This window comes from Streptomyces sp. NPDC003042 (genome assembly GCF_053591315.1).
The window spans coordinates 77735-103248 of sequence record NZ_JBSFTP010000007.1 but is presented as its reverse complement, the minus strand read 5'-3'; the positions used below and the strand labels follow the sequence as shown (position 1 = coordinate 103248).

Annotated in this window: 17 protein-coding genes; 9 read left to right on the top strand and 8 right to left on the bottom strand. The window is 70.3% G+C overall.

The genetic code is table 11. The features are described 5' to 3' along the window. Nucleotides 1-166: 166 nt before the first annotated feature. Complete coding sequence (locus tag ACWDYJ_RS06195; protein WP_451564285.1) at nucleotides 167-1285, bottom strand: ABC transporter substrate-binding protein; 1119 nt, start codon at nucleotides 1283-1285, stop codon at nucleotides 167-169. 582 nt (nucleotides 1286-1867) lie between these two features. On the opposite strand from ACWDYJ_RS06195, the gene ACWDYJ_RS06190 reads away from it, so the two are divergent. From ACWDYJ_RS06190 to ACWDYJ_RS06150, 9 genes are all read left to right on the top strand, one after another. After that, nucleotides 1868-3376, top strand: a complete 1509-nt coding sequence (locus tag ACWDYJ_RS06190; RefSeq protein ID WP_451564284.1) for a xanthine dehydrogenase small subunit — start codon at nucleotides 1868-1870, stop codon at nucleotides 3374-3376. Next, nucleotides 3373-5796 carry a xanthine dehydrogenase molybdopterin binding subunit gene (gene xdhB, locus ACWDYJ_RS06185; RefSeq protein WP_451564283.1) on the top strand — a complete coding sequence of 808 codons (2424 nt, stop codon included), beginning with the start codon at nucleotides 3373-3375 and terminating at the stop codon, nucleotides 5794-5796. Before ACWDYJ_RS06190 ends, xdhB begins: the two co-directional genes overlap by 4 nt. Nucleotide 5797: 1 nt before the next feature. Beyond that, nucleotides 5798-6607: a xanthine dehydrogenase accessory protein XdhC gene (gene xdhC / locus ACWDYJ_RS06180; RefSeq protein WP_451564282.1), complete on the top strand. Its 810-nt coding sequence runs from the start codon at nucleotides 5798-5800 to the stop codon at nucleotides 6605-6607. Nucleotides 6608-7130: 523 nt separating this feature from the next. Further along, the gene (locus ACWDYJ_RS06175; protein ID WP_451564281.1) at nucleotides 7131-7322 is read left to right on the top strand and encodes a hypothetical protein; all 192 of its coding nucleotides are present in this window, start codon (nucleotides 7131-7133) and stop codon (nucleotides 7320-7322) included. A gap of 667 nt (nucleotides 7323-7989) precedes the next feature. Continuing rightward, nucleotides 7990-8079 carry a K(+)-transporting ATPase subunit F gene (gene kdpF, locus ACWDYJ_RS06170; RefSeq protein WP_063789431.1) on the top strand — a complete coding sequence of 30 codons (90 nt, stop codon included), beginning with the start codon at nucleotides 7990-7992 and terminating at the stop codon, nucleotides 8077-8079. 7 nt (nucleotides 8080-8086) lie between these two features. Continuing rightward, nucleotides 8087-9766 carry a potassium-transporting ATPase subunit KdpA gene (gene kdpA / locus ACWDYJ_RS06165; RefSeq protein ID WP_451564280.1) on the top strand — a complete coding sequence of 560 codons (1680 nt, stop codon included), beginning with the start codon at nucleotides 8087-8089 and terminating at the stop codon, nucleotides 9764-9766. Next, nucleotides 9763-11904: a potassium-transporting ATPase subunit KdpB gene (kdpB, locus tag ACWDYJ_RS06160; RefSeq protein WP_451564279.1), complete on the top strand. Its 2142-nt coding sequence runs from the start codon at nucleotides 9763-9765 to the stop codon at nucleotides 11902-11904. Before kdpA ends, kdpB begins: the two co-directional genes overlap by 4 nt. Before the next feature lie 6 nt (nucleotides 11905-11910). Then, a complete protein-coding gene (locus tag ACWDYJ_RS06155) occupies nucleotides 11911-12591 on the top strand; it encodes a potassium-transporting ATPase subunit C (protein WP_451564278.1) in 681 nt (226 codons plus the stop codon). A 290-nt stretch (nucleotides 12592-12881) separates the two neighbouring features. After that, on the top strand, nucleotides 12882-14567 hold the full coding sequence (locus tag ACWDYJ_RS06150) for a ribonuclease J (protein ID WP_451564277.1): 1686 nt from the start codon (nucleotides 12882-12884) through the stop codon (nucleotides 14565-14567). A 214-nt stretch (nucleotides 14568-14781) separates the two neighbouring features. Here the strand turns inward: ACWDYJ_RS06150 and ACWDYJ_RS06145 are convergent, their stop codons facing one another. From ACWDYJ_RS06145 to ACWDYJ_RS06115, 7 genes are all read right to left on the bottom strand, one after another. After that, the gene (locus ACWDYJ_RS06145; RefSeq protein ID WP_451564276.1) at nucleotides 14782-18666 is read right to left on the bottom strand and encodes an nSTAND1 domain-containing NTPase; all 3885 of its coding nucleotides are present in this window, start codon (nucleotides 18664-18666) and stop codon (nucleotides 14782-14784) included. 264 nt (nucleotides 18667-18930) lie between these two features. Continuing rightward, nucleotides 18931-20769, bottom strand: a complete 1839-nt coding sequence (locus tag ACWDYJ_RS06140; RefSeq protein WP_451564275.1) for an NlpC/P60 family protein — start codon at nucleotides 20767-20769, stop codon at nucleotides 18931-18933. A 103-nt stretch (nucleotides 20770-20872) separates the two neighbouring features. Continuing rightward, nucleotides 20873-21385 (bottom strand): hypothetical protein, encoded by a 513-nt coding sequence (locus ACWDYJ_RS06135; protein ID WP_451564274.1) that lies wholly within the window; start codon nucleotides 21383-21385, stop codon nucleotides 20873-20875. A gap of 202 nt (nucleotides 21386-21587) precedes the next feature. Beyond that, on the bottom strand, nucleotides 21588-21740 hold the full coding sequence (locus ACWDYJ_RS06130) for a hypothetical protein (protein ID WP_451564273.1): 153 nt from the start codon (nucleotides 21738-21740) through the stop codon (nucleotides 21588-21590). 129 nt (nucleotides 21741-21869) lie between these two features. After that, a complete protein-coding gene (locus ACWDYJ_RS06125) occupies nucleotides 21870-22139 on the bottom strand; it encodes a hypothetical protein (RefSeq protein WP_451564272.1) in 270 nt (89 codons plus the stop codon). Beyond that, nucleotides 22140-22982, bottom strand: coding sequence for a hypothetical protein (locus ACWDYJ_RS06120; RefSeq protein WP_451564271.1), 843 nt, complete (start codon nucleotides 22980-22982; stop codon nucleotides 22140-22142). A gap of 499 nt (nucleotides 22983-23481) precedes the next feature. Then, entirely contained in the window at nucleotides 23482-24948 is a 1467-nt protein-coding gene (locus ACWDYJ_RS06115) for a hypothetical protein (RefSeq protein ID WP_451564270.1), read from the bottom strand. Between the last annotated feature and the right edge of the window lie 566 nt (nucleotides 24949-25514).

Sequence of the window (25514 nt, the reverse complement as noted above, 5' to 3'; positions counted from 1 at the left end):
GTGTGACACGGGGTCGGTGGGCGCATCCACCTGTGGCTGGGACAGCAGCCGGCCCGTGTCGAGATGCGGGTCGCGTTCGCGCCGAGGCGGCGGGGCGCGCCCGGTGCTTCACAGGTAGCCGGCCTTAAGTTCGGACGGGTCCGGTCAGGCGGACCTCCTTGCTCTCTCAGCCGGCGTGGAGGATCCGAAAGCGATCGGGTTCCGCCGGATCCCGATCAACGACTTGGACTGGCGTCCAAGCCCATTGCCACACGCTGATGCCTGGCGTGCGGGAGAACCGGATCTCCCCGCGGGTGCCTTCGACCGCGACGCGCGGCCAGGATTCGGCAGTGCGCGCCCGGTCCGCGTCCGCGCCGTGAGAACGCAGCACATCGGCGAGGACGGTGACCGTGTCGTAGCCCTCGAAGGCGACGAAGGAGGGCGCTTCGGCCAGCCGCTCGCGGAGGGCCGTCTCGACTCGTGCACCGAGTGCGCCGAGGCGCTCGGGCAGGTAGCGCAGGAACGGGATCGCGGCGCCGTCGTCGCCCAGCAACGTCGCCCATTCGGCGAACTCCGGTTGCCCGGCCGGAGCACCGATCATGATCTCGGCGAGGCGCTGGTCGCGGCGGACAGACTTGACGATCGGCACGGCCGGCTCCGGGTGGCCGACCAGAAGAAGGAGGGCTGTCGCTCGATTGTCGACGAGTTCGTCGCACACCGCCGTGGGAGCGAGCGCGCGCACGTCGAGTTCGATGACGGTGCCGCCACGTGGGGCGAGGTAGTCCCGCAGAATGCGGGTCCCAGATGCCCAGTAGACACTCGGCTCGACTGCTACGGCAATGCGACTGTGGCCGGCGCCCAGGAGGAAGTCCGCGTAGACCTGCCAGCCGTGGGACTGCGCCGGGGCGAGGCGCGCGACCCATTCCGTCGGCTGGTCGGTGAGCGCGTCGAGAACCGCTGACGAGCACAGGAACGGCAGGCCGAGGGCGTCGGCCCTGGCGGCAGCGGCGCGAGCGACGACGCTGTGATACTCCCCCGCCAAAGCAGCCACGCCCAGGCGAGCCAATTCGTCTACGGCCGCCGCAGCCCTCTGTGGATCAGCCGCGGTGTCTCGGACCACCAGCTCGAGTGGTCTTCCGACGATCCCGCCGGCGTCGTTGACGTCGCGAACGGCCAGCTCGATTCCAGCGAGCAAGTGTCGGCCGGCCTCGACCCAGCCGGGCCGGGTCAGCGGAACGAGAGCGCCGATCCGGACGGCTGATCCGTCAGTCCGCTCTGCTCCAAGGGGCGATGGTGGCGTATTCATGGTCGGCGTCTCCCGAGTGGCGATGTCGGTCGCGGTTTGCCCGGATCGCAGAGTGAGCGTCAGGGGCGCCGAGAGTAACCGAGCCGAGTACGGCCGGCTTCGGCGCCCCGTCCCGTGGCCGTCAGCCAGCCCTCGCGCCGCCGATCGAGCCCGACCTCACAGGCCGAACTTGGTGGCTACCTCGCCCTCTTCGTCGTACCCGACCTCGATTCCGATCGCTTCTCGAGACGCGGAGGTCAACCTCTTGACCTCCGTAGCCCCAGCCACTAATTTGCGGTAGACGCCGACCACTAACTCCCGAAAGGAGGCGACCAGCGGATGTACATCAGCTCTGATCTTGGTCGCCTCGCCCAGTGCACTGTCTGGGTTCCGGGTCGGATCGCGCACGGCTGCTGAGCACGCCGTTTCTCACGTGCCCGTCCGCGGCACATTCCGGGTTTCCCGTGACCATTTCCCGGCACCTCGCTGTTGCGTGCCGTTTTGCGCCCGCTCTTCTCACGTGGCGCGTCTGAACACAGAAAGCTGCCTGAAATTGGCGAACATGATGAATCGACCGATCGCGCACCGAAACGAAGGCCCGTCATGGTAGCGGCGCGGATCACGGTCAACAGGAAAGAAACACCGATTTCACCGGCTGCGCCCCACACCACAGTGCTGGATTTTCTGCGCGCGCGTGGCCTCACCGGCACCAAGGAGGGCTGCGCCGAAGGTGAATGCGGCGCCTGTTCGGTCCTGGTGGCCCGTCCCGGGGTGAACAAGCCCACCGACTGGGTGGCGGTAAACGCCTGTCTGGTCCCGGTCGCGGCGCTCGACGGTCAGGAGATCATTACCTCCGAAGGTCTCGCCACCACCGGTGAACCCGGCAGGCCACCCACCCTGCATCCGGTGCAGGAGGAGATGGCGGTCCGCGGCGGCTCCCAATGCGGTTACTGCACGCCGGGATTCATCTGCAGCATGGCCGCCGAGTACTACCGACCCGGCCGCTGCCCGCACGCGGACTCGGCCGACGGCGCGGGCTCGACCGACGGCGCGGACTCGACCGAAAGCACCGACGCCCTGCACGGTCCGAACGGGTTCGATCTGCACGCGCTGAGCGGAAACCTGTGCCGCTGCACCGGTTACCGCCCGATTCGCGATGCCGCGTTCGCCGTCGGTACGCCCACCGATGAGGACCCGCTCGCGCAGCGTCGCGAGCAGTCCCCGCCCGCACCGGTCGCGACCGAATACACCCAGGACGGCAGTGCGTTCCTGCGGAAGAGCACCCTGGCCGAAACGCTGCGGTTGCTGCGCGAGCGGCCCGACGCGGTGGTGGTCGCCGGCTCCACCGACTGGGGTGTGGAGGTGAACATCCGTTCCCGCCGCGCCGGTTGCGTGGTCGCCGTCGACCGGCTGCCCGAATTGCGGGAGCTGCGCGTCGAATCCGACTCCATCGAGATCGGGGCGGCGCTGACGCTCACCGAGATCGAGCGTCGTCTCGACGGCGAAGTCCCGCTACTGGCCGAGCTGTTCCCGCAGTTCGCATCCCGGCTCATCCGCAATGGTGCGACCCTCGGCGGCAACCTGGGTACCGGCTCCCCCATCGGCGACAGCCCACCGGTGCTGCTCGCGCTGGAGGCATCGGTGGTGCTCGCCGACGCCGACGGTGAGCGCGAGGTCCCGCTGGCGGACTACTTCACCGGCTACCGGCAGAGCGTGCGCCGTCCCGGCGAGCTGATCCGCTCGGTGCGCGTCCCGCTGCCGCTGTCGCCGGTCGCGGCCTTCCACAAGATCGCCAAGCGGCGCTTCGACGACATCTCCAGCGTGGCGGTCGCCTTCGCGCTCGACATCGAGGACGGGATCGTCCGCAAGGCACGCATCGGCCTGGGCGGCGTGGCCGCCACCCCGATTCGCGCCTTCGCCACAGAGGCGGCCCTGGAGGGCAAGCCGTGGGCGGCGGAGACCATCGAGGCCGCGGCCCCGCTGCTGCGGGCCGAGGGCACTCCGATGAACGATCACCGCGCCAGCGCCGACTACCGCTCCGCGATGCTCGGCCAGAGCCTGCTGAAGCTGTACGCGCAACCCGCGACAAACACTGAGGCGGTTTCCTCATGAGCCATTTGTCCGAGCGCCCCGAAAAGCCGGTCGTCGGCGTCTCGATGCCGCACGAGAGTGCCGTCCAGCACGTCACCGGCACAGCGCTCTACACCGACGACCTGGTCCATCGCACCAAGGACGTGCTGCACGCGTACCCGGTCCAGGTCATGAAGGCCCACGGCAGGATCACCGCGCTGCGTACCGAGCCCGCGCTCGCCGTGCCCGGCGTGGTCCGCGTGCTGACCGGTGCGGACGTGCCCGGCGTCAACGATGCCGGTATGAAGCATGACGAACCGCTGTTCCCCGACGAGGTCATGTTTTACGGCCACGCGGTCGCCTGGGTGCTCGGTGAGACCCTGGAGGCGGCCCGGCTCGGTGCGGCGGCCGTCGAAGTGGAGCTCGACGAGCAGCCCTCCCTGGTCACGCTGCAGGACGCGATCGCGGCCAACAGTTTTCACGGCGCTCGGCCCGTGATGCTGACCGGCGACGTCGACGCCGGCTTCGCCGACTCCGCCCACGTGTTCACCGGCGAGTTCCAGTTCTCCGACCAGGAGCACTTCTACCTCGAGACGCACGCGGCGCTGGCCCACATCGACGAGGCCGAGCAGGTGTTCGTCCAGAGCAGCACCCAGCATCCTTCGGAGACCCAGGAAATCGTCGCGCACGTGCTCGGTCTGCACAGCCACGAGGTGACCGTGCAGTGTCTGCGGATGGGTGGCGGCTTCGGCGGCAAGGAGATGCAGCCGCACGGGTTCGCGGCCGTCGCCGCGCTCGGCGCCAAGCTGACCGGCCGGCCGGTTCGGCTGCGGCTCAACCGCACTCAGGATCTGACCATGTCCGGTAAGCGGCACGGGTTCCACGCCGAGTGGAAGATCGGCTTCGACGCCGACGGCCGCATCCAGGCCCTGGACGCCACCTTGACCGCGGACGGCGGCTGGAGCCTGGATCTGTCCGAGCCGGTGGTGGCCCGCGCGCTGTGCCACATCGACAACACCTACTGGATTCCCCACGCGCGCATCGCCGGTCGCATCGCCAAGACCAACAAGGTCTCCAACACCGCCTTCCGCGGCTTCGGCGGACCGCAGGGCATGCTGGTGATCGAGGACATCATGGGCCGGTGCGCACCGCTCCTCGGCCTGGATCCGATGGAGTTGCGGGAGCGCAACTTCTACCGGCAGGGTCAGTCGACGCCGTACGGACAGCCGGTCGTTCAGCCCGAACGGATCTCCGCCGTCTGGGAGCAGGTCAAGGACAACGCCGGCATCGCCGAGCGCCGGCGCGAGATCGCCGCCTTCAATGCCGCACACTCGAACACCAAGCGGTCACTCGCGGTCACCGGCCTCAAGTTCGGCATCTCGTTCAACCTCACCGCCTTCAACCAGGGCGGCGCTCTGGTGCTGATCTACAAGGACGGCTCCGTCCTGATCAACCACGGCGGCACCGAGATGGGCCAGGGTCTGCACACCAAGATGCTGCAGGTGGCCGCGACCACGCTGGGCATCCCGCTGCACAAGGTGCGGCTGGCCCCGACGCGAACCGACAAGGTGCCCAACACCTCTGCCACCGCCGCCAGTGCCGGGACGGATCTCAACGGTGGGGCGGTGAAGAACGCCTGTGAGCAGTTGCGCGAGCGGCTGCTGCGGGTGGCCGCCACCCAGCTGGGTTCGAACGCCTCGGACGTGCGCATCGTCGAGGGCGTCGCGCGCACCCTGGGCAGCGACAAGGAACTGGCCTGGGACGACCTGGTACGCACCGCGTACTTCCAGCGGGTTCAGTTGTCGGCGGCCGGTTTCTACCGGACCGAGGGCCTGCACTGGGACGCGAAGACGTTCAGGGGGTCGCCGTTCAAGTACTTCGCCCATGGCGCCGCCGCGGCCGAGGTGGAGGTGGACGGCTTCACCGGCGCGTACCGCATACGGCGGGTGGACATCGTGCACGATGTCGGCGACAGCCTGTCCCCGATGATCGACATCGGTCAGGTCGAGGGTGGTTTCGTACAGGGCGCGGGCTGGCTGACGCTCGAGGACATGCGCTGGGACGACGGTGACGGGCCGAACCGCGGCCGGCTGCTGACGCAGGCCGCGAGCACCTACAAGCTGCCGAGCTTTTCGGAGATGCCCGAGGAGTTCAACGTCACGCTTCTGGAGAACGCCACCGAAGAGGGCGCGGTATACGGGTCCAAGGCGGTGGGTGAGCCCCCGCTGATGCTGGCGTTCTCGGTGCGAGAAGCGTTGCGGCAGGCCGCCGCCGCGTTCGGGCCGAGCGGGGTCAGCGTCGAGTTGGCCTCGCCCGCGACGCCGGAGGCGGTGTACTGGGCGATCCAGGCGGCTCGCCAGGGCGATGCCTCCCGGAACGGTGACGCCCGCGGCGTCCACGCCGGAACGGGGCCGGCCGACGGCAAGATCCGCACCGACGCGGAAGCGTTGAGCAGTGCCTGACATGACGTGGGTCGCCGCGGTCGCACGGTTGCGGGCACGCCGGGAGTCCGGCGTGCTGGTGACCGTCGCGACCGTGCACGGCCATGCCCCGCGCGACGCCGGTGCGAAGCTCGTGGTGGGGCGGACCGAGACGTGGGGCTCGATCGGTGGCGGCAATGTCGAGGCCGTCGCGATCGATCGGGCCCGGGAGACGATCGCCGCGTCCAAGCCGGAACCGGAGCTGATCGATTTCGCCCTGAACGACAAGGTCACCAACCAGCATGGCGTGCAGTGCTGCGGCGGCACGGTCTCGGTGCTTCTCGAACCGCTGCCGGTGGTACGGGCGGTGGCGATCTTCGGCGTCGGGCACGTCGGGCTGGAACTGGCGCGCGTCCTGGCACGTCAGGACCTCGACCTCCATCTGATCGACAGCCGCTCCGACATGCTCACCGAGGAGCGGCTCGACGTGCTGGCAGACGCGGTGGCGCAGGTCCACGTGCGTCACACGCCGCTGCTGCCCGAGGAAGTGCTGGCGGAATTGCCGCGCGGCACCCACGTCCTGATCATGACCCACGATCACGCCGAGGACGCCGCTCTGTGCGACGCCGCACTGCGCACCACCCATCTCGGCTCCATCGGGCTGATCGGGTCGGCCGCCAAGTGGGTGCGGTTCCGCAAACGCCTCGCCACCGAGGGCGGTCACGACGAGGCCACCATCGATCGGATCAAGACCCCGATCGGGCTGGCCGACATCACTGGCAAGGAACCCGCGACCATTGCCGTGAGCGTCGCCGCCGATTTGCTGCGCACCTTCGAAACCGAGGGGAACTGACACCCCCACGGATATCGAGGTTTGGACGGGGGTATGAGCTTGCCGGGGAGCAACGGTTTCGGGGGCCGTTTTTGCGCTGGATCGGGGTACCCCGGTCGGCGCCGCGCATGGTGAGGGGCGTGGGCAGCGCCTGGCTTGTCTGCTCAATGGGGCAGGGGTGCCTGCTCATGCGGCTTCACGCAGGTCCCGGGGCGATGTACCCCTGACGATGACGAGAACGGGAAGCCTCACAGGTCTTGATCTGGAGCGCTACGACCCCTTTCACCTCGTGTACGCGGATCGGGCCGGGGTGAGGGTAATGAGCTGGTCCGAGCAGCGGCTGACAACGTACGAGCTCACGTCCGGGATGCATGCGATCGCGGAGGACGGCCTGGTCGCCCCGGGTAGTCGTACCGCGGTGCCGTCGGCGAGGAGCCAGCGGTCGCCGGCCCGCGTTGAGCACGCCCGCCGACGTCTGGAGGCTGTACCGCGCCCGGAACCCGCAACCGGGGGGACGGCCGCGGCCTGGGGCGCCTGGCCGGCTGTGGCCAGTGCGGACGCCGCACCTGCCGCGAGCTCCTCCTGCCTGGTGCAGGCGGCCCAGGTGCGGCGGGGCAGGTGGTGGTCGACGACATCGGTCGCCCTGGTCGCGCTCGGCCGGGTGTCGGGGCCGCGTTTCGATTTCGATCCGGCTCCGGTCGGGGGCGGGGCCTGGTACGAGGTCGCCACGGCGTGAGTCCCGCGTCGTCCCGCGTCGTCCCGCGTCACGCGGACGCCGATGTCTGGTCAGGGAAGCAGGTTCTGGCCGCATTCAAGGCCGCTGATGCCATCGCGTCCAGCGATAGCGCGGCGAGGCCTTGGAGCGCGGTGAGCCTGTGCCGCTCGCCCGACCCCGCCGCGCCGATGGCAGAGGGTTCCTCCGGGCCAGGGCCGCCCTGTGCGGCCGTGGTCGGCTTTCCTGTGTGTATGGCCATGTCGCCGATCCTCCGAGTGGGCAAAGTGAGGACAGCGTCTGAGCCGTACGGGCTGGTTGCCCGCACTCCTGGCGAGATCCATACGCCCGACGCCCCGGTCTTCACGCACTCCTGACGGAGTACGGCAGTCGCAGCCGGGCGCCGCCCCGGAGCGGGCGGCATCTCTACGCAGGGACAAAGGCCGCACTTCGCGGCCGGAGGCGGCTTCGGGCGTATGGAGGGCGTCAAGGGTTTCGCTGCGCCCGTATGAACCCCGTCAAGACGTCGCGGCGCCTGGGTGAAGACGCGATGAGATGGCCACCGGCCACCCGGCCGATTTCCGTCTCATCACTTCATCCAGGAGCTCGCGATGGCCGACCTGGCCTTCGTCTTCGTCACGGTCGCGGTGTTCGCGCTGGTGGCGCTCATCGCCCGGGGGGTGACGAAGCTGTGACCGCCGAGAACATCGTCGGCCTCGTCGTGGCCGTCTCCCTGCTCGGTTACCTCGTCCTCGCCCTTGTGTACCCGGAGAGGTTCTGAGCACCGCATGAGCCCCGAAACCGCTGGTGTGCTCCAGCTGCTCGCGCTGATCGCCGCCCTCGCGCTCGCATACCGTCCGCTCGGCGACTACATGGCCCGCGTCTACTCCTCCGAGAAGCACTACAAGCCGGAGAAGTGGATCCACAAGGCCATCGGCGCCAACCCGACCGCCGAGATGCGCTGGCCCGCTTACCTGCGCGGTGTCCTGGCCTTCTCCGCGGTAAGTGTGCTCTTCCTCTACGCCTTGCAGCGCCTGCAGGGCAGCCTGCCCGGCTCGCTCGGCTTCGTGTCGATCGACCCGGACCAGGCCTTCAACACCGCCGCCTCCTTCGTGTCCAACACGAACTGGCAGTCGTACTACGGCGAGCAGGCCATGGGCCACGTCGTGCAGACCGGCGGCCTCGCGGTGCAGAACTTCGTCTCGGCCGCCGTCGGCATGGCCGTCGCGGTGGCCCTCGTACGGGGCTTCGCCCGCTCCCGCACCGGTGAACTCGGCAACTTCTGGGCCGACCTGGTCCGCGGCACCGTCCGCATCCTGCTGCCGATCTCGGTGATCGGCGCGGTCGTGCTGGTCGCCTGCGGGGTCATCCAGAACTTCTCCGGCATCCACGAGGTCGGCCAGTTTGTGAATGGGCACGGCCTGGGAGGGCAGCAGCAGTGGAACGGCGGCGCGGTGGCCTCACAGGAGGTCATCAAGGAGCTGGGCACCAACGGTGGCGGGTACTTCAACGCCAACTCCGCCCACCCCTTCGAGAACCCGACCCCCTTCACGAACCTCTTCGAGATCTTCCTGATCCTGCTCATCCCGTTCTCGCTGACGCGGACCTTCGGCAAGCTGGTCGGATCGGTCAAGCAGGGCTACACGATCCTCGCGACCATGGGCGCCATCTGGGTCGTCTTCGTCGTCCTCATGTGGTGGACCGAGTTCGCCGGTCACGGCCCGGCCTTCGAGGCCGCGGGCGGCGCCCTGGAGGGCAAGGAGACCCGGTTCGGCATCGGCGCCTCCTCGATCTTCGCGGTCTCCACGACCCTCACCTCCACCGGCGCGGTCGACTCCTTCCACTCCTCCTACACGGGACTGGGCGGCGGGATCACCCTGCTGGGCATGCAGCTCGGCGAGATCGCGCCCGGCGGTGTCGGCTCCGGCCTCTACGGCATGCTGATCATGGCGATCATCGCCGTCTTCCTCGCCGGCCTGATGGTGGGCCGCACCCCCGAGTACCTGGGCAAGAAGATCAGCACCCGCGAGATCAAGCTCGCGGCCTGCTACATCCTGATCACCCCGGCGCTGGTGCTGTGCTTCACGGCGGCGGCGATGGCGCTGGACACCCCGGCCAACTCGATGACCAACTCCGGCGCGCACGGCTTCTCCGAGATCCTCTACGCCTACACCTCCGGAGCGAACAACAACGGCTCGGCCTTCGCGGGCCTCAACGCCGACACCCAGTGGTTCAACTCGACCATCGGCATCGCGATGCTGCTCGGCCGCTTCCTGCCCATGGTCTTCGTCCTCGCCCTGGCCGGCTCCCTCGCCGGACAGAAGCCCGTCCCCGAGACCGCGGGCACCCTGCGCACCGACAAGCCGCTCTACGCCGGGCTGCTCGTCGGCACGATCCTCATCATCACCGGCCTCACCTACTTCCCGGCCCTCACGCTGGGTCCGCTCGCCGAAGGGCTGGCGTCATGACCTCCGACACAAGGAAGCAAGAAGAAGACGTCATGCCGACCATGACTCCGACCCGCGCACCGCACCAGGACGTGCCCACCGGCCACAAGCCGGACGGCGGCCGCGTCGGCGGAGGGCTCTTCGAGCCGAAACAGCTGCTGAAGTCCTTCCCCGACGCCGTACGCAAGCTCGACCCCCGGGTGATGGTCAAGTCCCCGGTGATGTTCGTCGTCCTCATCGGCTCGGTGGTCACGACCGTTCTGGCGGCCAAGGACCCGGGCGACTGGTTCGGCTGGGCGATCACCGCCTGGCTGTGGCTGACGACGATCTTCGCGAACCTCGCGGAGGCGGTCGCCGAGGGCCGCGGCAAGGCCCAGGCCGACACCCTGCGCAAGGCCAAGACCGACACCGTCGCCCGTCGACTGACCAAGGACGGCACGAGCGAGGAACCGGTGCCGGGTACGGAGCTCCGTATCGGCGACCTGGTGGTCTGCGAGGCCGGCGACATCATCCCCGGCGACGGAGACGTCGTCGAAGGCGTCGCCTCCGTCGACGAGTCCGCCATCACCGGCGAATCCGCCCCCGTCATCCGCGAGTCCGGCGGTGACCGCTCCGCCGTCACCGGCGGTACGAAGGTGCTCTCCGACCGGATCGTCATCAAGATCACGACGAAGCCCGGCGAGACCTTCATCGACCGCATGATCAACCTCGTCGAGGGCGCGGCCCGGCAGAAGACCCCCAACGAGATCGCACTGAACATCCTCCTCGCGTCCCTCACCATCGTCTTCCTGCTGGCCGTGGCCACCCTCCAGCCGTTCGCGATCTACGCGGGCGCCGAGCAGTCGATGATCGTACTGACCGCGCTGCTGGTCTGCCTGATCCCCACCACCATCGGCGCGCTGCTCTCCGCCATCGGCATCGCCGGCATGGACCGGCTCGTCCAGCGCAACGTCCTCGCCATGTCCGGGCGGGCCGTCGAAGCCGCCGGAGACGTCTCGACCCTCCTGCTGGACAAGACGGGCACCATCACCCTCGGCAACCGCCAGGCCGCCGAGTTCGTCCCGGTCAAGGGCACCACGGAAGCCGAGCTCGCCGACGCCGCGCAGCTCTCCTCCCTCGCGGACGAGACCCCCGAGGGCCGTTCCATCGTCGTTCTGGCGAAGGAGAAGTACGGGCTGCGCGAGCGCCACCAGGGCGAGCTGTCGCACGCCACCTGGATCGCCTTCACCGCCCAGACCCGTATGTCGGGTGTGGACGTGGACGGCAAGCAGACCCGCAAGGGCGCCGCCGGTTCGGTCATCACCTGGGTCAAGGAGCAGGGCGGCCAGGTCTCCGAGGACGCCGACACCCTCGCCAACCGCATCTCCGAGGCCGGCGGAACCCCGCTCCTGGTCGCCGTCGAGGACGAGAAGGGCGCCCGCGTGCTCGGCGTCATCCACCTCAAGGACGTCGTCAAGGAGGGCATGCGCGAGCGGTTCGACGAGCTGCGCCGCATGGGCATCAAAACCATCATGATCACGGGCGACAACCCGCTCACCGCCAAGGCCATCGCGGAGGAGGCCGGCGTCGACGACTTCCTCGCCGAGGCCACCCCCGAGGACAAGATGGCCCTCATCAAACGGGAACAGGCCGGCGGCAAGCTCGTCGCGATGACCGGCGACGGCACCAACGACGCGCCCGCCCTCGCCCAGGCGGACGTCGGCGTGGCGATGAACACCGGCACCTCGGCCGCCAAGGAGGCCGGGAACATGGTGGACCTGGACTCCAACCCCACCAAGCTGATCGAGATCGTCGAGATCGGCAAGCAGCTCCTCATCACCCGGGGCGCGCTCACGACGTTCTCCATTGCCAACGACGTCGCGAAGTACTTCGCGATCATCCCGGCCATGTTCGCCGTGGTCCACCCGGGCCTGAACAAGATCAACATCATGGGCCTGGCCTCCCCGGAGTCGGCGATCCTCTCCGCGGTCATCTTCAACGCGCTGGTCATCATCGCCCTGGTGCCGCTCGCCCTCAAGGGTGTCCGGTACCGGCCGACCAGCGCCGACAAAATGCTCCGCCGCAACCTCGGGCTGTACGGACTCGGCGGCCTCATCGCCCCGTTCATCGGCATCAAGCTCATCGACCTCCTCATCTCCCTCATCCCCGGAATCGGCTAGGCGACCATGAACAACTCCGTATCCGCCACCGCCCGCCTGCTCGGCGCCGGACTCCGCGCCCTCCTCGTCCTGACCGTCGTCTGCGGCGTGCTCTACCCGCTCGCCGTCACCGGCATCGCCCAGACCGCCTTCAGCGACCAGGCCAACGGCTCCGAGATCAAGGACGCGGACGGCAACGTCGTCGGCTCCTCCCTCATCGGACAGACGTACACCCTCCCGAAGCACAACCCTGACGACCCCGAGGAGGCGGCCGAGCCGGACCTGAAGTGGTTCCAGCCGCGCCCCTCCAACGGCCTCGGCGGCAACACCGTCAACACCCGGTACTCGCTGATCCTCTCCGGCGCGACCAACAAGGCCGGCGACAACGAGGACCTGATCAAAGCGGTGACCGAGGCCAAGAACGCCGTCATCGCCGACAACTCCACGGCGTCCTACGCCGTGAAGCCCGAGGACGTGCCGGCCGACGCCGTCACCTCCTCCGGCTCCGGCCTGGACCCGCACATCTCCCCCGCGTACGCCAGGCTCCAGATCCACCGTGTGGTGGAGAGGAATCCGGGCCTGACCGTCGCCCAGGTCGAGAAGCTGGTCAAGGACCACACCGAGGGCCGCACGTTCGGCTTCATGGGTGAGCCCCGCGTCAACGTCCTCACGCTCAACACCGCCCTGAAGGCGCTGTCCGAGCGCTGATGCTCGCGTGCTGGAGCAGTTGCACCGCGCGCTTCAGCGCCGGGACGTGTTCGCCTCTCCCCCGCACCGTTGGTGGTGACGACGTCGTCCGGGTCGACCTCGTAGTCGAACTGCCCGACGAGGTCGTCGCAGGAGGCGAAGAAGAGCTCGTACGGGCAGCCGGGAGGGCAGGTCACGGGCCTCCGGGCGGGCGCCGGCGGCCGCGATGAGGAGCTCGCTCCTGTTCACCACGCCGTTGGCGGAGGGGGTGGAGAGATGGCCGGCGATTCCCTTCCGAGTAACGTCAGGGTATGAGTCATCCCCATCCCGAACTGAAAGCCGCCCCACCGCTGCCCGCCGGAGGGCTGAGAGTCACCGCTCTGGGCGGCCTGGGTGAAATCGGCCGCAACATGACCGTCTTCGAGCACGCCGGCAAGCTGCTCATCGTCGACTGCGGCGTGCTGTTCCCCGAGGAACACCAGCCGGGGGTCGATGTCATCCTTCCGGACTTCACCTCCATCCGGGACCGGCTGGACGACATCGTGGCCGTGGTACTGACCCACGGGCACGAAGACCACATCGGAGGCGTGCCGTACCTGCTGCGCGAGCGGGCCGACATTCCCGTCGTCGGCTCGAAGCTGACACTGGCGTTCCTTGAGGCGAAGCTCAAAGAGCACGGCATCAGGCCCCGCACGGTGCGGGTGCGCGAGGGCGACCGGCGGAAGTTCGGCCCGTTCGACTGCGAGTTCGTGGCGGTCAACCACTCCATCCCGGACGGCCTCGCCGTCGCCATCCGCACCGGCGCCGGGATGGTGCTCCACACCGGCGACTTCAAGATGGACCAGTTCCCCCTGGACGACCGCATCACCGACCTGCGCGCCTTCGCCCGCCTCGGCGAGGAGGGCGTCGACCTCTTCCTCACAGACTCCACCAACGCCGAGGTCCCCGGCTTCACCACCTCCGAGCGCGAGCTGAACCCGGCTATCGAGCAGGTCCTGCGTACCGCCCCCCGACGGGTCATCGTCTCCAGCTTCGCCAGCCACGTCCACCGCATCCAGCAGGTACTGGACGCCGCCCACCAACACGGACGCAAGGTCGCCTTCGTCGGCCGGTCCATGGTCCGCAACATGGGCATCGCCCGCGAACTCGGCTACCTGAAGGTCCCCTCCGGCCTGGTGGTGAGCTTGAAGGAACTGGAGCAGCTCCCGGACAACAAGATCACCCTGATCTGCACCGGCTCCCAGGGCGAGCCCATGGCGGCCCTGGCGCGGATGGCCAACCGCGACCACCAGATCCGTATCGGCAAGGGCGACACCGTCCTGCTCGCCAGCTCCCTGATCCCCGGCAACGAGAGCGCCATCTACCGGATCATCAACGGCCTGACCCGGTGGGGCGCCAACGTCGTCCACAAGGGCAACGCGAAGGTGCACGTCTCCGGACACGCCAGCGCCGGTGAACTCGTCTACTGCTACAACATCGTCAAACCCCGCAACGTGATGCCCGTACACGGCGAATGGCGCCACCTGCGCGCCAACGGCGACCTGGCCATCCGTACCGGCGTCGACCCCGACCGGGTCGTCATCGCCGAGGACGGCGTCGTCGTCGACCTCGTCGACGGACGCGCCTCCATCACCGGCAAGGTCCCGGCCGGCAACGTGTACGTCGACGGCATGACGGTCGGCGGCGCCACCGAGGCGTCCCTCAAGGACCGCGTCACCCTCGCCCAGGAGGGCGTGGTCACCGTCGTGGCCATCGTCGACGCCAACACGGGGACGCTGGCCGAGGCCCCCGATTTCCTGGCCCGCGGATTCGAACACGACGACACCACCTTCGCACCCCTCATCCCCGTGATCGAAAAGACCCTGGCCACCGCCGCAGCGGAAGGCGTCGGGGACGCGGTCCAGCTCGAACAGCTCATCGCCCGCGCAGCGGCCTCCTGGGCATTTCGCACCTACCGGCGCAAACCGCTGATCATCCCGGTGATCATCGACGCGTGATGCCTGAGGCGGGATACGGCCGGTCGGCGCAGAGCGCTCCGCGGGCGGCCGTATCCCTTCCTACGCCGCCTGAATGAGCATCAGATCCTCTGCTCGCGGGACGGGGACCCTATGGGAGAGTAGGACTACGCCGAACGATCATTGCGGGAAAGCCCCACACCTTGTGGTGCGGGGCTCTTCTGCGTTCTGGGGCGATTACCGTGAACCGCCTCGGTCAGGGTCCTTCACAGACAGGGCCGTAGCGGTGAGCGGGGAGAAGATGGCGCCATCGGGTGGGAGTCACCGGGCCGGTGAGGTCGCAGATCGCTCGGCGGCGGCGTCCCTCGTCGGGGTCCCACAGCCGCACCGTTCCGTCGTTGCCACTGCTCACCACCATGCGGCTGTCCGGGCTGAAGGTCACGCCCCAGACAGCCTGGGTGTGGCCGGCGAGCGTGGCGACCAGGCTGTGTCCGACCGTGTTCCACAACCGGACCGTGCGGTCGTTGCCGCTGCTGGCGAGCGTGCGGCCGTCCGGCGCGAAGGCCACGCCGCGTACGGAGCCACTGTGTCCGCCCAGCGTCGCGGAGGCGCGTCGGCCGGGAAGGTCCCACAGCCGCACCGTTCCGTCGTTGGCCGCGCTGGCTCCCGTGTGGCCGTCGGGGGCGACGGCGCAGCCGCGTACCGAACCGGTGTGTCCGGTGAGCGTCGCCGCCGGGCGGTGGCCGTCCACGTCCCACAGCCGCAGCGAGAGGTCGTCGCTTCCGGTGAGCACCGTCCGGCTGTCCGCGCCGAAGGCCACGCAGTTGACGAAGTCCGTGTGGCCCCGTAACACCACGGCCGTTTCATCGCGGGCGAGACGGTCGGTGTGCCAGAGCCGGACGGTCCGGTCCGCGCTTGCGGAGGCCAGCCACTTCCCGTCGCCGCTGAACGCGACGTCGAAGACCGTACCTTCGTGGCCGGTGAGTACGGCGACGGCCCGGCGTCGGGCGACGTCCCATACCCGCACCGTGCGGTCCGCGCCCGCCGAGGCCAGCCACTTCCCGTCCGGATCGAAGGCCACGCCGAAGACGGTGCCCTCGTGGCCGGTGAGTACGGCGACGGCCCGGCGTCGGGCGACGTCCCATACCCGCACCGTGCGGTCCGCGCCCGCTGACGCCAGCCACTTCCCGTCCGGGCTGAACGCGGCTTTCCACGCCTCGGTGAAGGGGTGGGCGACCAGAGTGGAGGCGTCGAGGTTCCACAGGGCGACCGTGCGGTCGAATCCGGCCGTTGCCAGCTGCTCGCCGTGCGGAGCCACGCCGACGGCCAGGACGTAGTCGGTGTGGCCGGCCAGGGTGTCGATGACGCGGCGCGCGGCGACGTCCCAGCGCCGGACGGTGCCGTCGCCGCTGGCCGACACGATGGTGTGGCCGTCCCGCCCGTACGCCAGGCCGTTGACGTCGTCGTCGTGGCCGGTGAGCGTGCTCGTCTGCTGCCATCTCTCGGTGCTCCACAGCCGGACCGTACGGTCCGCGCCGGCGGTGGCGAGTGCGCGGCCGTCGGGGCTGAACGCCGCCGCCAGCACGTCGCCGCCGTGTTCGGGCAGGTCGGCGACCCGCGTGCGGGTGGCCACATCCCAGACCCGGACGGCCCGGTCGGCGCCGCCGGTGGCCAGGGTGCGGCCGTCGGGAGCGAAGGAGACGGTGAGCACCTCGTCGTCGTGTCCGGTGAGTACCGCGGTGGGGAGGTGTCGCGCCGTGTCCCAGAGGCGGACGGTGCCGTCGGCACCGGCGGAGGCCAGGACCTTTCCGTCCGGGGAGTAGGCGACGGCCCGGACGGGACCGAGGTGCCCGGTCAGGACACCCGCAGCGCCTTGGTCGTTCACCGTCCACACTCGGACGGTCCCGTCGGAGCTCGCCGAGGCCAGGGAGCGGCTGTCCGGGCTGAACGCCACGGATCGGACGGGGCCGCGGTGACCCCGCAGGACGGTCGAGGTGCGGCGTGCTCCGGCCGCCTGCCAGAGCCGGACCTGGCCGTCGGAACCAGCGGAGGCCAGCAGTTGGCCGTCCGGGGCGAACGCCACCGAGTTCACCGGCCCCGAGTGGCCCGTCAGTCGACCGGCGAACGCCTGTGCCCGCGTGCTGAGCAGGGCGCCTCGGGCCTCGGTGGTCGGGGCGGTGGCGTAGGCGTCGGCGGCGAGTAGCATCGACGCCTCCGGCTGCCCGGCGGCCAGCTCCGCCGAGCGGGCGGCCATCGCCTGGGACAGTGCCGTCCGCCGCTGGTCGTCGGCCGCCAGCCGCTGATGGAACGCGAGGCCGCCGGCCAGTACCGCCACCGCGAGGAGTACCGCGAGGACCCCCAGTAGATTGCGCTGCTGACGGGCTCGTTTGCGGACCATGTGCCGAGCCCGCTCCTCCTGTTCGGTAGACGCTGTGAGGAACTCCTCCTCCACGGCGCCGAGTTCGGTGCGGCGGCCGGAGGCCTCGGCCCATTCGAGCGCCGCGGCCAGCCTGGTGCCGCGGTAGAGGGCCGCCGGGTCGCGGCGCTCGCGTTCCCACTCGGCGGCGGCTGTGATCAGTTGTTGACGCAGTACGAGGCCCGCGCGGTCGGCGTGGATCCAGCCGCGCAGCCGCGGCCAGGCCCGGAGCAGTGCCTCGTGGGCGATCTCGACGGTGTCGGAGTCGACGGTCACCAGGCGGGCGGCCACGAACGCGTCGAGGGCGGCCCTGCCGGCCGCCGGATCGGGAAGGCGGTCGAGGAGAGCGTCGGTGCCGACGAGGCGGCGGGTGTTCTCGGTATCCTCCCCTACCCGGACCAGCCGCAGCAGCATCGCACCGGCGGCTTCCTGGTGAACAGCGTCGAGTCCGGTGAACACGGCCTCCGCTGTGGCGGCGACCGAGCCTCGGATGCCGCCGGCGGCGACATATCCGGCGACCGTCATGGTCCTGCCGGCGCCCTGCCGCCAGGTGGTCATGAGCGCGTGGGCGAGTAGGGGGAGGGTGCCCGGCGCGTGGACGGTGTGGCCGTCGGCGGCGGGGCCGGTGGCCCGGGCGGCGTCCAGATCGCGCAGCAGCAGCTCCACCAGGCCCGCTTCCAGGTCGAAGCCGCAGTCCTCGGCGGGCCGTACGATGCATTCCCGCAGTTCGGGGGCGCTCATGGCGCCCAGCGCGAACAGGCCGTGGGTGAACACGGGGACCAGGGGCGGGTGGTCGAGGCACCGTCCGGTGAAGTCCGCGCGTACTCCGAGTACGACGGCGGCGAGGGCGGCACCGCCGTCGGGCGTGGGGGTGGTGAGAGCGACGAGGGTGTCGATGTAGGTCCGGCGCTCGGCCTCGTCGTCGCAGAGGGAGAAGGCCTCCTCGAACTGGTCGACGACGATCAGGAATTGGGCGCCGGGGCTGCCGGGCGCCTGTTCCGAGGGTGCCTCTGCCGGGTTCGCGGCCCAGCCGCGCAGTGCGTCGACGAGGTCCTCGCCGGTGGGGGGAACTTCGCGCAGCCGCTCGGTGGCGGCCGCCGGGAGGACGGAGCGCAGGGAACGCAGCAGGGCCGTCACCGGGTGGGCGGTGGGGGTGGAGAGCGCGACCGGCCAGTGGCCGGACCCGGGCAGGGCGAGGTCGCCGCGGGCGAGCGCGGGAACGAGCCCGGCGCGCAGCAGGGAGGACTTGCCGGCGCCGGAGGGCGCGACGACGGCGAGCGGGCCGGTCCCGACCCGCCGCGCGAGGCGTTCTACCAGTGCGGCGGTCGCCCGCTCGCGGCCGAAGAAGAGGTGGGCGTCCTCGGTGCCGAACGAGGCGAGACCGCGGTACGGGTACGAGGCCGCGCGGGCGGAGGCCGCGTCGTGGAGGTGCCGGGCCGTCGTGGCGGCGGTGCTCCTGCCGGTCGGTGGCGGCAGCAGCGCGAGCAGTGAGCCCTCGGCGCACAGGGCCTCGTCGCACAGGCGGGCGAGGTCCGCGTTGACGGGCTTCCCGCCGGTCTCGATCTTGCTGAGGTAGCCCTTGCTGTAGTGGGTGCGCCGGGCGAGTTCCGCCAGGGACAGGCCGCGTCGTAGGCGCAGTTCGCGAACGGCCGCGCCGAAGGGCCGGTTCGGCGCGTGCGGTGCGGCGGCGCCCGGGTCCGGTGCCGCGTCCTGTGTCCTGTCCATGTCACCCCTGCCTCCCGCGCGCGGGAGGCCCGCGCATCACCTGGCGTCGGCGGACGTCGTCAACGTCTCCGTCCCAGTCTCAGGCGCAGGACTGACAACGGCGGTTCCCGGGGCGCGGGCTATGTGGCGTGCGTCACGCGACTGCGGGGTGGGAGGGGATGAGGGGACGCAGAGCGCCCTCTGGGACCGGAGGGTCTCAGAGGGCGCTCTGCGCAGGGTCGGTTTGAGGAGGAACGGGTGTCGGATGGACGGATGCCGGAGCGGTCAGAACCAGCCCGTGCAGGAGATCTCCACACGGTCGCCGGCCTTTCCGCAGGCCCGCATCAGCACCGCGTGGTCGTCGAACTGAGGGGTGAACACCTCCCGCCCGGAGGTGATCCTCGTGTAGCCGAGCCGGTCCCAGCTCCTTCCGCCGTCCACGCTGCGGTCGACCCACACCTCGTCACCGACCGAGCCGTTGCTGATCCTGCCCCAGGCGCATTCGGTGGTGTCGCTGTAGCGCAACTCGACGGTACGGCTCCAGACGGTGGTGGTCCGGGGGGACCGGGCGCCGGTCGATGTGGGGGTGCTCCCGTCGGTGCAGCGCGGCGGCGTCGAACCGCCAGAGGTGGCGCCGCAGTCGGGCACGCCCGCCAGCCAGGCGTCGCCCTTCATGTAGATGTTGGAGATCCAGCCCTGGTACTCGGGGAGGTAGGACCAGGCGTTGTTGGTGTACCCCGACTCGGTGACGGTGCTCGCGCGCTTCTGGCAGGAGACGGCCACGTTGGTCGGCCCGGGCAGCCGCGCCATCACCGCCGAGCCGGTGGACGGGTGGCTGAGGACCGCGACTCCAGAGCCCCACGTGCTGTGGGGGCTGGCACCGGGCGGCGTGGAGGTTCCCTTGCCGTCGCAGGCCGGAACGCCGACCAGCCACGCGGCGCCCTTCACGTAGATGTTGGTCATCCAGCCGCCGTACTGTGGCAGATAGGACCAGGCGTCGTTGGTGTAGCCGTCGGAGGTCACGCTCTGGGCACGGATCTGGCAGGTGACCTTCACGGTCGTGGGGCCGGACAACCGGGTCAGGGCTGTGCCCGAGGTGGTGGACGGTCCGGGCATGACGGCGACGTTGCTGCCCCACGTGCCGTAGAACGCGCCCTGGGTGATGTCCCCGCCGCCACCTGGTCCGATGTCGGGGTCGCTGTCGGAGCCGGTGCAGATCGGGACGTCGGGCAGCCAGGCCGGTCCCCTGAGGTAGATGTTGCTGATCCAGCCCCCACGGTCAGGAAGGTAGCTCCAGACGTCGTTGGTGTGGCCCTCGGCCGTCACCCGCTCGCCGTGCTGCTGGCACCTGACCCGGACGGACTCCGGCCCGGGAAGCCTGGTGACCAGGCCGGCCGACAGATGGGGGTGCGCCTTGACCGCCACACCCGTCCCCCAGGTGAGCTGCATGCCTCCGTCTCCCGGCTGGGGAGGGGAGACGCCCTCGGGGATGCGGATGGCGCCGACCAGCACTTTGGCGTCGACCCGGTACTGGATGTCGATGACGCGGGCCCTCTTCCCGGACTCCCATACCTCCACGGTGTAGCCGCCACCGAGGTACAGCACCACGTGGGTGATGTCTTCGGCGGTTCCTCCCGCGCCCGTGAAGACCAGGTCTCCGGGTCGCAGGTCCGACACCGCGGGTGTGCCGCCGCCCGCGGCGGTGACGCGCTGGTACGTCCGCCCCGCGGCCCCGTACATCATCTTGGTGTTGCCACTGCCCAGCACGTCCCCGCCGAGCGCCTGGTACCAGGCCCACCGTACGAAGCCGGAGCAGTCGAAGCCCCTGGTGCGGGGGTCGTTGACGGTCTGCCGGATGGTCTCGACGCTCGAGTAATCCACGCGCCCGACGGTGGGGCCGGGAGCGGGGCCGTGGCCGCCGCCCCACGTGTACACGGTGCCGTCGCGCCACGCCGCGCAGGCCGCGTCGATGGCGCGGGTCGCGGCCGCCGTGGCGGCGCCCTGCACGCCGCACCAGTTCTGTACCCCGGTCCCGGCCGCCTTGGCGACAGCCGGGGCCAGGGTGAACAGCAGAGCCGTCACCAGTGCGGTGACCAGGCCGCTGCACAGTCGTCTTGCTCTCATGCCTTCCCCCTCGCGGCGCGTGGCGCCGCGTCTCGTCCCGCCTCAGCGGGTCATCAGCGTCTTACGGGTGGGGCGGGCCCGGGAAGGCCCGCCCACCCGTGTGTCAGCCGCGCCAGATCTTGATGTAGGTCACGGCGTCGTTGAGCGTGTTGCCGACGTACGGGACATCGCCGGTGAAGGAGCCGTTTCCGCGCGGGCCGGACGCGTACGACTTGGTGCAGCCGCCGTCCACCAGGTAGGAGGAGAGGCGGCTCGACCACCAGCTGTTCGGGCGGAAGCTGTAGCCGGAGCTGTCGCAGTAGGCGCTGCCCCACACGTGGGTGTACTCCCCGCCATAACTGTGGTCCGTCGCCCAGGTCATGAGCTGCACGGACGCCGCCGTCGACGCCACGGAGGCGTCCGCGCGGGCCGAGGCGTCCCGGCCGGTGAAACAGGTACGCGAGACGACGTCGGAGACGTCCTGGCCGGGCTTCAACGGGTCGACCACCACGACGCAGTGCGTCGCCGGCGCGGCGGCGGAGCCGGAGCCGGAGCCGGGGGCCGCGTGGGCCGGTGTGCCGAGCGCGGCCAGACAGGCGGCCGAGGTGAGGGCGAGCGCGGTACGGGAGAGGTTCATGGGTTTCCTCCGAGGTCAATGTGTCGGACGGTCGGATACGGGCGGCAGTCGGTGCGGGAAGCCGTCGACGGCTACCACCAGGTGGTGCGATGGATACCGGACCGCGTCGAACCGCAGGTCCGGAACCTCCGGTCGGGGTCGTTCTTCGTGCGTTGCGCGGCGCTGGTCCTGTTCTCGCCGTAGCTGATCTCGATACCCTCGTTCAGTCCGAGGCCGCCGCGTGGGCCGCCGGTGCGGGCCCGAACAGGGTCAGTCCGCCGGCGACCGGGGCCGCGGCGGTCGCCGCCGTCTCGGACCTGCGGACGCGGGTCCGCAGGCCGGTGGGGGCTGCGGCGGTGCGCTTGTTGATGCTCACGGTTCTTCCTTCGTGGCTGCGGATGCGGCGCGCCCACCGTGTCGTCCCCGCCCCGGCTGCCGCCAGGGGTTTCCCGGTGTTTCCCGTTGCCCGATCGAGGAGGCAACACCGGCGGCGGCCCACTCCGCCCTACGCCAGGCCGAGCTCTCCCACCGAACCGCGATCGCTGGAGGTAGCCAAGGCATCGCGCCGATCCGCCCCATCCGGCGGCGTGCCGTCGACCAGTTGGGTGAAGGGTTCCGTGGGGCAGTCGACGGCATGCCATCCCTGCACCGTGCCGGTGGGAGGCCCGGCGGGTTCGGAGTCGATGAGGAGAAGGCGTCCCTGCTGGGCGGCGAGGTGTGCGGCGAGCGGGCGGCCGATGAAGCCCGCCGCTCCTACGACGATGCGGTGGAGCACCTAGGCCGCCAGGATTCGGTGGTAGAACTCGCCCAGGGCGTCCGCCGCCGCGTCCCACTGCGGCAGGGCCAGCGATCCCGGCCCGCTCACCCTCCGTTGCCCTTCCGGCGGGACGGTCAGGGCCTCCTGCCAGCGCAGCACGGCCACATCGTCGTCCCACGGCTCAACGATCTGCCAATCGTCGAGCGCCGGCCCGTAGGCGTCCCATCCCACCGGCGGCGGTGACAGGATGCGGCGGCCTTGCTGCGCCGCGGCCACCAGCACGCCGCTGGACCACACCCGTTGGTAGGGCAGCGCCACCCAGTCCACCTGCTCCAGCCCTGACCGAGATCCCGGCAGTTCACGAGCGGGTCCGCTACCTTCCGGGCTTCCACCCCGTAGGGGGTATCTGGGGTGGGGCAGGTGCAGCGCCGGGCCGGGCAGGCGGCTGCGAATACGGCGTGCGGCCAACTCGTGCTCTTTGGTGAAGAAGTGGACGCCGTGCGTGAGCGAGTCCACCTCATCGATGAACCCCGCGTTGCCGTGTGCCCCCTCTTCGTGAGGGGCGAGGTCGTGCACCGTCCGCACCAGACACGCACCCCTGGCGGCAAACTTCCGCAGGAGGGCGACCGCCTCGGCGTCGCCGAGCAACCTGGCGAGCATTTCCGGCCAGTGCAGGTGCACGATGTCCGGCACCGCACCGAACAGGTGGGAGAGGTCTCCGGGGGCGAACCCTGGTTCGTCGCGGCACAGCCCCGGGCGCAGCACCACGGCCCCCTGGGCCGCGAGGTGGCTCTCCTGGAGTGCGACGTAGTCGTTCCAACCGCAGGTCTCGGGTATCTGGAGCACGCGGAGTCCGGTCACCGCACAGCCACCCTCTGAGATCCCTCTACGGGGCAGAGGTCCCTGGGTGCGGGGAGGGCTGGGGGTGACGGCGCCGTACGGGTCATGAATCCTCCGCCGTGTGATGGCAGTGCACTTGGCGTTTCCGTCTCGACGGCGCTGCCGTGATCCGTGCGGCGCCGCCACCAGTCCGGAGAGCCGGCAGTACACCGCCCACCCCGACAGTTTGCCGAGGCGCCCCATGGGCGGTGGCCCGCCATCTGGAACCGCTGGAACCGCTGGACCAGCTGGTCGCGGCCGTCCCGCCAGATGCCGACGGGATGCGGTGGCGCCACCTGGACCAAGCCGTCTTGTCCCAGTGCGAGACGGAAGTACCTACCGCGTTCGACGAGTTCACCGCGCGCTTGGACATCAGCCGGGTGATCGGAGGCAGATAGACGTCAGCGATCTCCAGGCTCTCGGTGCAGCGTCGACTGGAACCAGGGCCTGTCCCCGCTTCCCCCGGGACCGCTCGGAGCCGTCAGGCCGGGCCCAGTTCCGGGTCGCGGGTCGCGCGGACCTCCCAGCGGCCCGTCCGGTCGGACAGGGCCGCCCGGCGCCGCACGAGTACCACCCAGGCCGCCACGGCAACGGCCGCGGCGAGTGCGGTCGTCAGCGACGCGGCAAGCCAGGACATCGGCACCATCAGCACGAGCACGACCAGTCCGTAGGACAGCGCCATGCCGCCGAGCCAGGGCCAGTGGGCCCCGGGCACCACAGTGGTGGGCCACGGAGAAAGCCGTGCCGGGCGCTCCGGGTCGGGCTGTACCGGCGTGGCGGGCTCCAGGACCCGCTGGAATTCCTCGCGGTCCATCTTCAGCCACGCCACCTCCCCCTCGTCGGTGACGAAGGCGACCGGCTGCTCGTCGTTGCGGATCAGGCGCCAGTTCCGGGCACCGCACAGCCAGCCCGGCCGTTCCCCCATGCGCGCCGCGAGGAGGGCGAGCCCGGCCGGTTCGAGGGTCTCGTTGCCGATCAGCAGCTCGGATCCGTCCTCCAGCGCGAAGCGCAGCTTGTGGTCCGATCTCACCCGGACCGTGCCGTCCACCGTTCCGAACGTCGTGTGTTCGTTCCGCCGGGCCGCCATGAGCCGTGCCCGTACGGCGGGCAGCGCCGACCCGGCGGCCGCGTCCTCACGCAGGGTCCGGAGGGCGGGGTCGGACGGACGGATCCGGACGAACATCAGCGACCCGAAGAACGTCAGGACCGCTCCGACGCCGAGGCCGATCAGGGTGGTCATGGGCGGGAGGGAGAACGCGAGCGGGGAGTCCGACTCCAGGTACCGCTCGATGTGGCTGGAAGCGTCCACGACGCCGCCCAGTTCGGGCGCCGACGGGGCGTGCAGCACCAGAGCGGGCTCGCCGGGGAGGCCGCGCAGTGCCTCGCCCGGCGTGAGCGTACGGCCCACCGCGAACCGGACTTCGAAATGCCCGTTCACCACCTCGAGGCGCCTGGTGCCCGTACTGCCGCCCCCGGGGGCGTGCAGGGGCACCTCGACCGTCGCGTCGCCGGTGGCCACCGCGATCTTGGTCTCCTGCCTATTCACCCGGTGGACCCCGGCGATGGTGCCCCGGGTCACCTCGGCGCCGGCCTTCTGTATCGCCGCGATCCGCTTCAGGTCGTTGCCGTCCGGGCGGGTCGCCAACTCGGTGGCCACGGCCAGGGCCGGCAGTACCACCACCACGGCCAGCAGCAAGGGCAGGAAGTCCCGGAACGGCCGTTTCCAGGGCAGCTTCGCGGGCGGCGCCGGCACCGGCTCGACCTGCCTCGGTGGCGTGACCGGGATCGGCCGGGAACCCGACCACACCCATCCGGCGGCCAGCGCCAGGGCCACTGCCCCGAGTACGGCCACGTCCGGCCGGTACACCGACATACCGGCGTGGAACAACAGCGTCCACAGGGCCAGCACCGCGAACAGCAGCGCTCCCCCACCCAAGAACCTGGTCACCCAGGCGTTTCTACCCATGATCCCGGAATCTACCAACGCCGTTGCGCGCGAGGGCAGGTGGTCCACGGAGGCCGGCGATCACCCGTCAACGAATGGCTGTGGCCAGCACTTTCGCAACAATGCCCTGGGCGGTGTGAACGAACCGAATGGGGTGCCCGCGTCGAGGACCTGGATCACGCTGGTCGAATACCGAAGGTGCAGACGCCGCACGGCTTCCTCGACGCGTTCGACGCCGGCCACCTTGCCTAGCGACAGGTTGATCCGGGACCAGTCCGAGGAGGCGCGGTGCACTGGAAACAGCGATTCGCCGAATGGACTGAGCTGGTGATCTCCTCGTCTGCCCACAGGCGCAGGCAGGTGGGCACTCGTGAGCTCCGGGGGTCGGAACGTCGAGCTGACCTCCGCCGCGGAGAGTCCACGGCGTGCCGTCGCCACTGTGACAAGGCTCCGCCGCAGGCAGGGTGAGGTCTCCCGCTCGTTGGCGCAGTGCGTCCAGGGCCTGGGTGAGGTGGGCGCAGTTGGCGCAGGCGCGTCTGCCGGTGGCGCGGCGAAGTCCGCAGCGGTCG

What these genes read in the sequence shown, in the direction of transcription:
- ACWDYJ_RS06195 (WP_451564285.1), bottom strand. Translation starts at nt 1,285, where the DNA reads ATGAATACGCCACCATCGCCCCTTGGAGCAGAGCGGACTGACGGATCA.
- ACWDYJ_RS06190 (WP_451564284.1), top strand. Translation starts at nt 1,868, where the DNA reads ATGGTAGCGGCGCGGATCACGGTCAACAGGAAAGAAACACCGATTTCA.
- xdhB (WP_451564283.1), top strand. Translation starts at nt 3,373, where the DNA reads ATGAGCCATTTGTCCGAGCGCCCCGAAAAGCCGGTCGTCGGCGTCTCG.
- xdhC (WP_451564282.1), top strand. Translation starts at nt 5,798, where the DNA reads ATGACGTGGGTCGCCGCGGTCGCACGGTTGCGGGCACGCCGGGAGTCC.
- kdpA (WP_451564280.1), top strand. Translation starts at nt 8,087, where the DNA reads ATGAGCCCCGAAACCGCTGGTGTGCTCCAGCTGCTCGCGCTGATCGCC.
- kdpB (WP_451564279.1), top strand. Translation starts at nt 9,763, where the DNA reads ATGACCTCCGACACAAGGAAGCAAGAAGAAGACGTCATGCCGACCATG.
- ACWDYJ_RS06155 (WP_451564278.1), top strand. Translation starts at nt 11,911, where the DNA reads ATGAACAACTCCGTATCCGCCACCGCCCGCCTGCTCGGCGCCGGACTC.
- ACWDYJ_RS06150 (WP_451564277.1), top strand. Translation starts at nt 12,882, where the DNA reads ATGAGTCATCCCCATCCCGAACTGAAAGCCGCCCCACCGCTGCCCGCC.
- ACWDYJ_RS06145 (WP_451564276.1), bottom strand. Translation starts at nt 18,666, where the DNA reads ATGGACAGGACACAGGACGCGGCACCGGACCCGGGCGCCGCCGCACCG.
- ACWDYJ_RS06140 (WP_451564275.1), bottom strand. Translation starts at nt 20,769, where the DNA reads ATGAGAGCAAGACGACTGTGCAGCGGCCTGGTCACCGCACTGGTGACG.
- ACWDYJ_RS06135 (WP_451564274.1), bottom strand. Translation starts at nt 21,385, where the DNA reads ATGAACCTCTCCCGTACCGCGCTCGCCCTCACCTCGGCCGCCTGTCTG.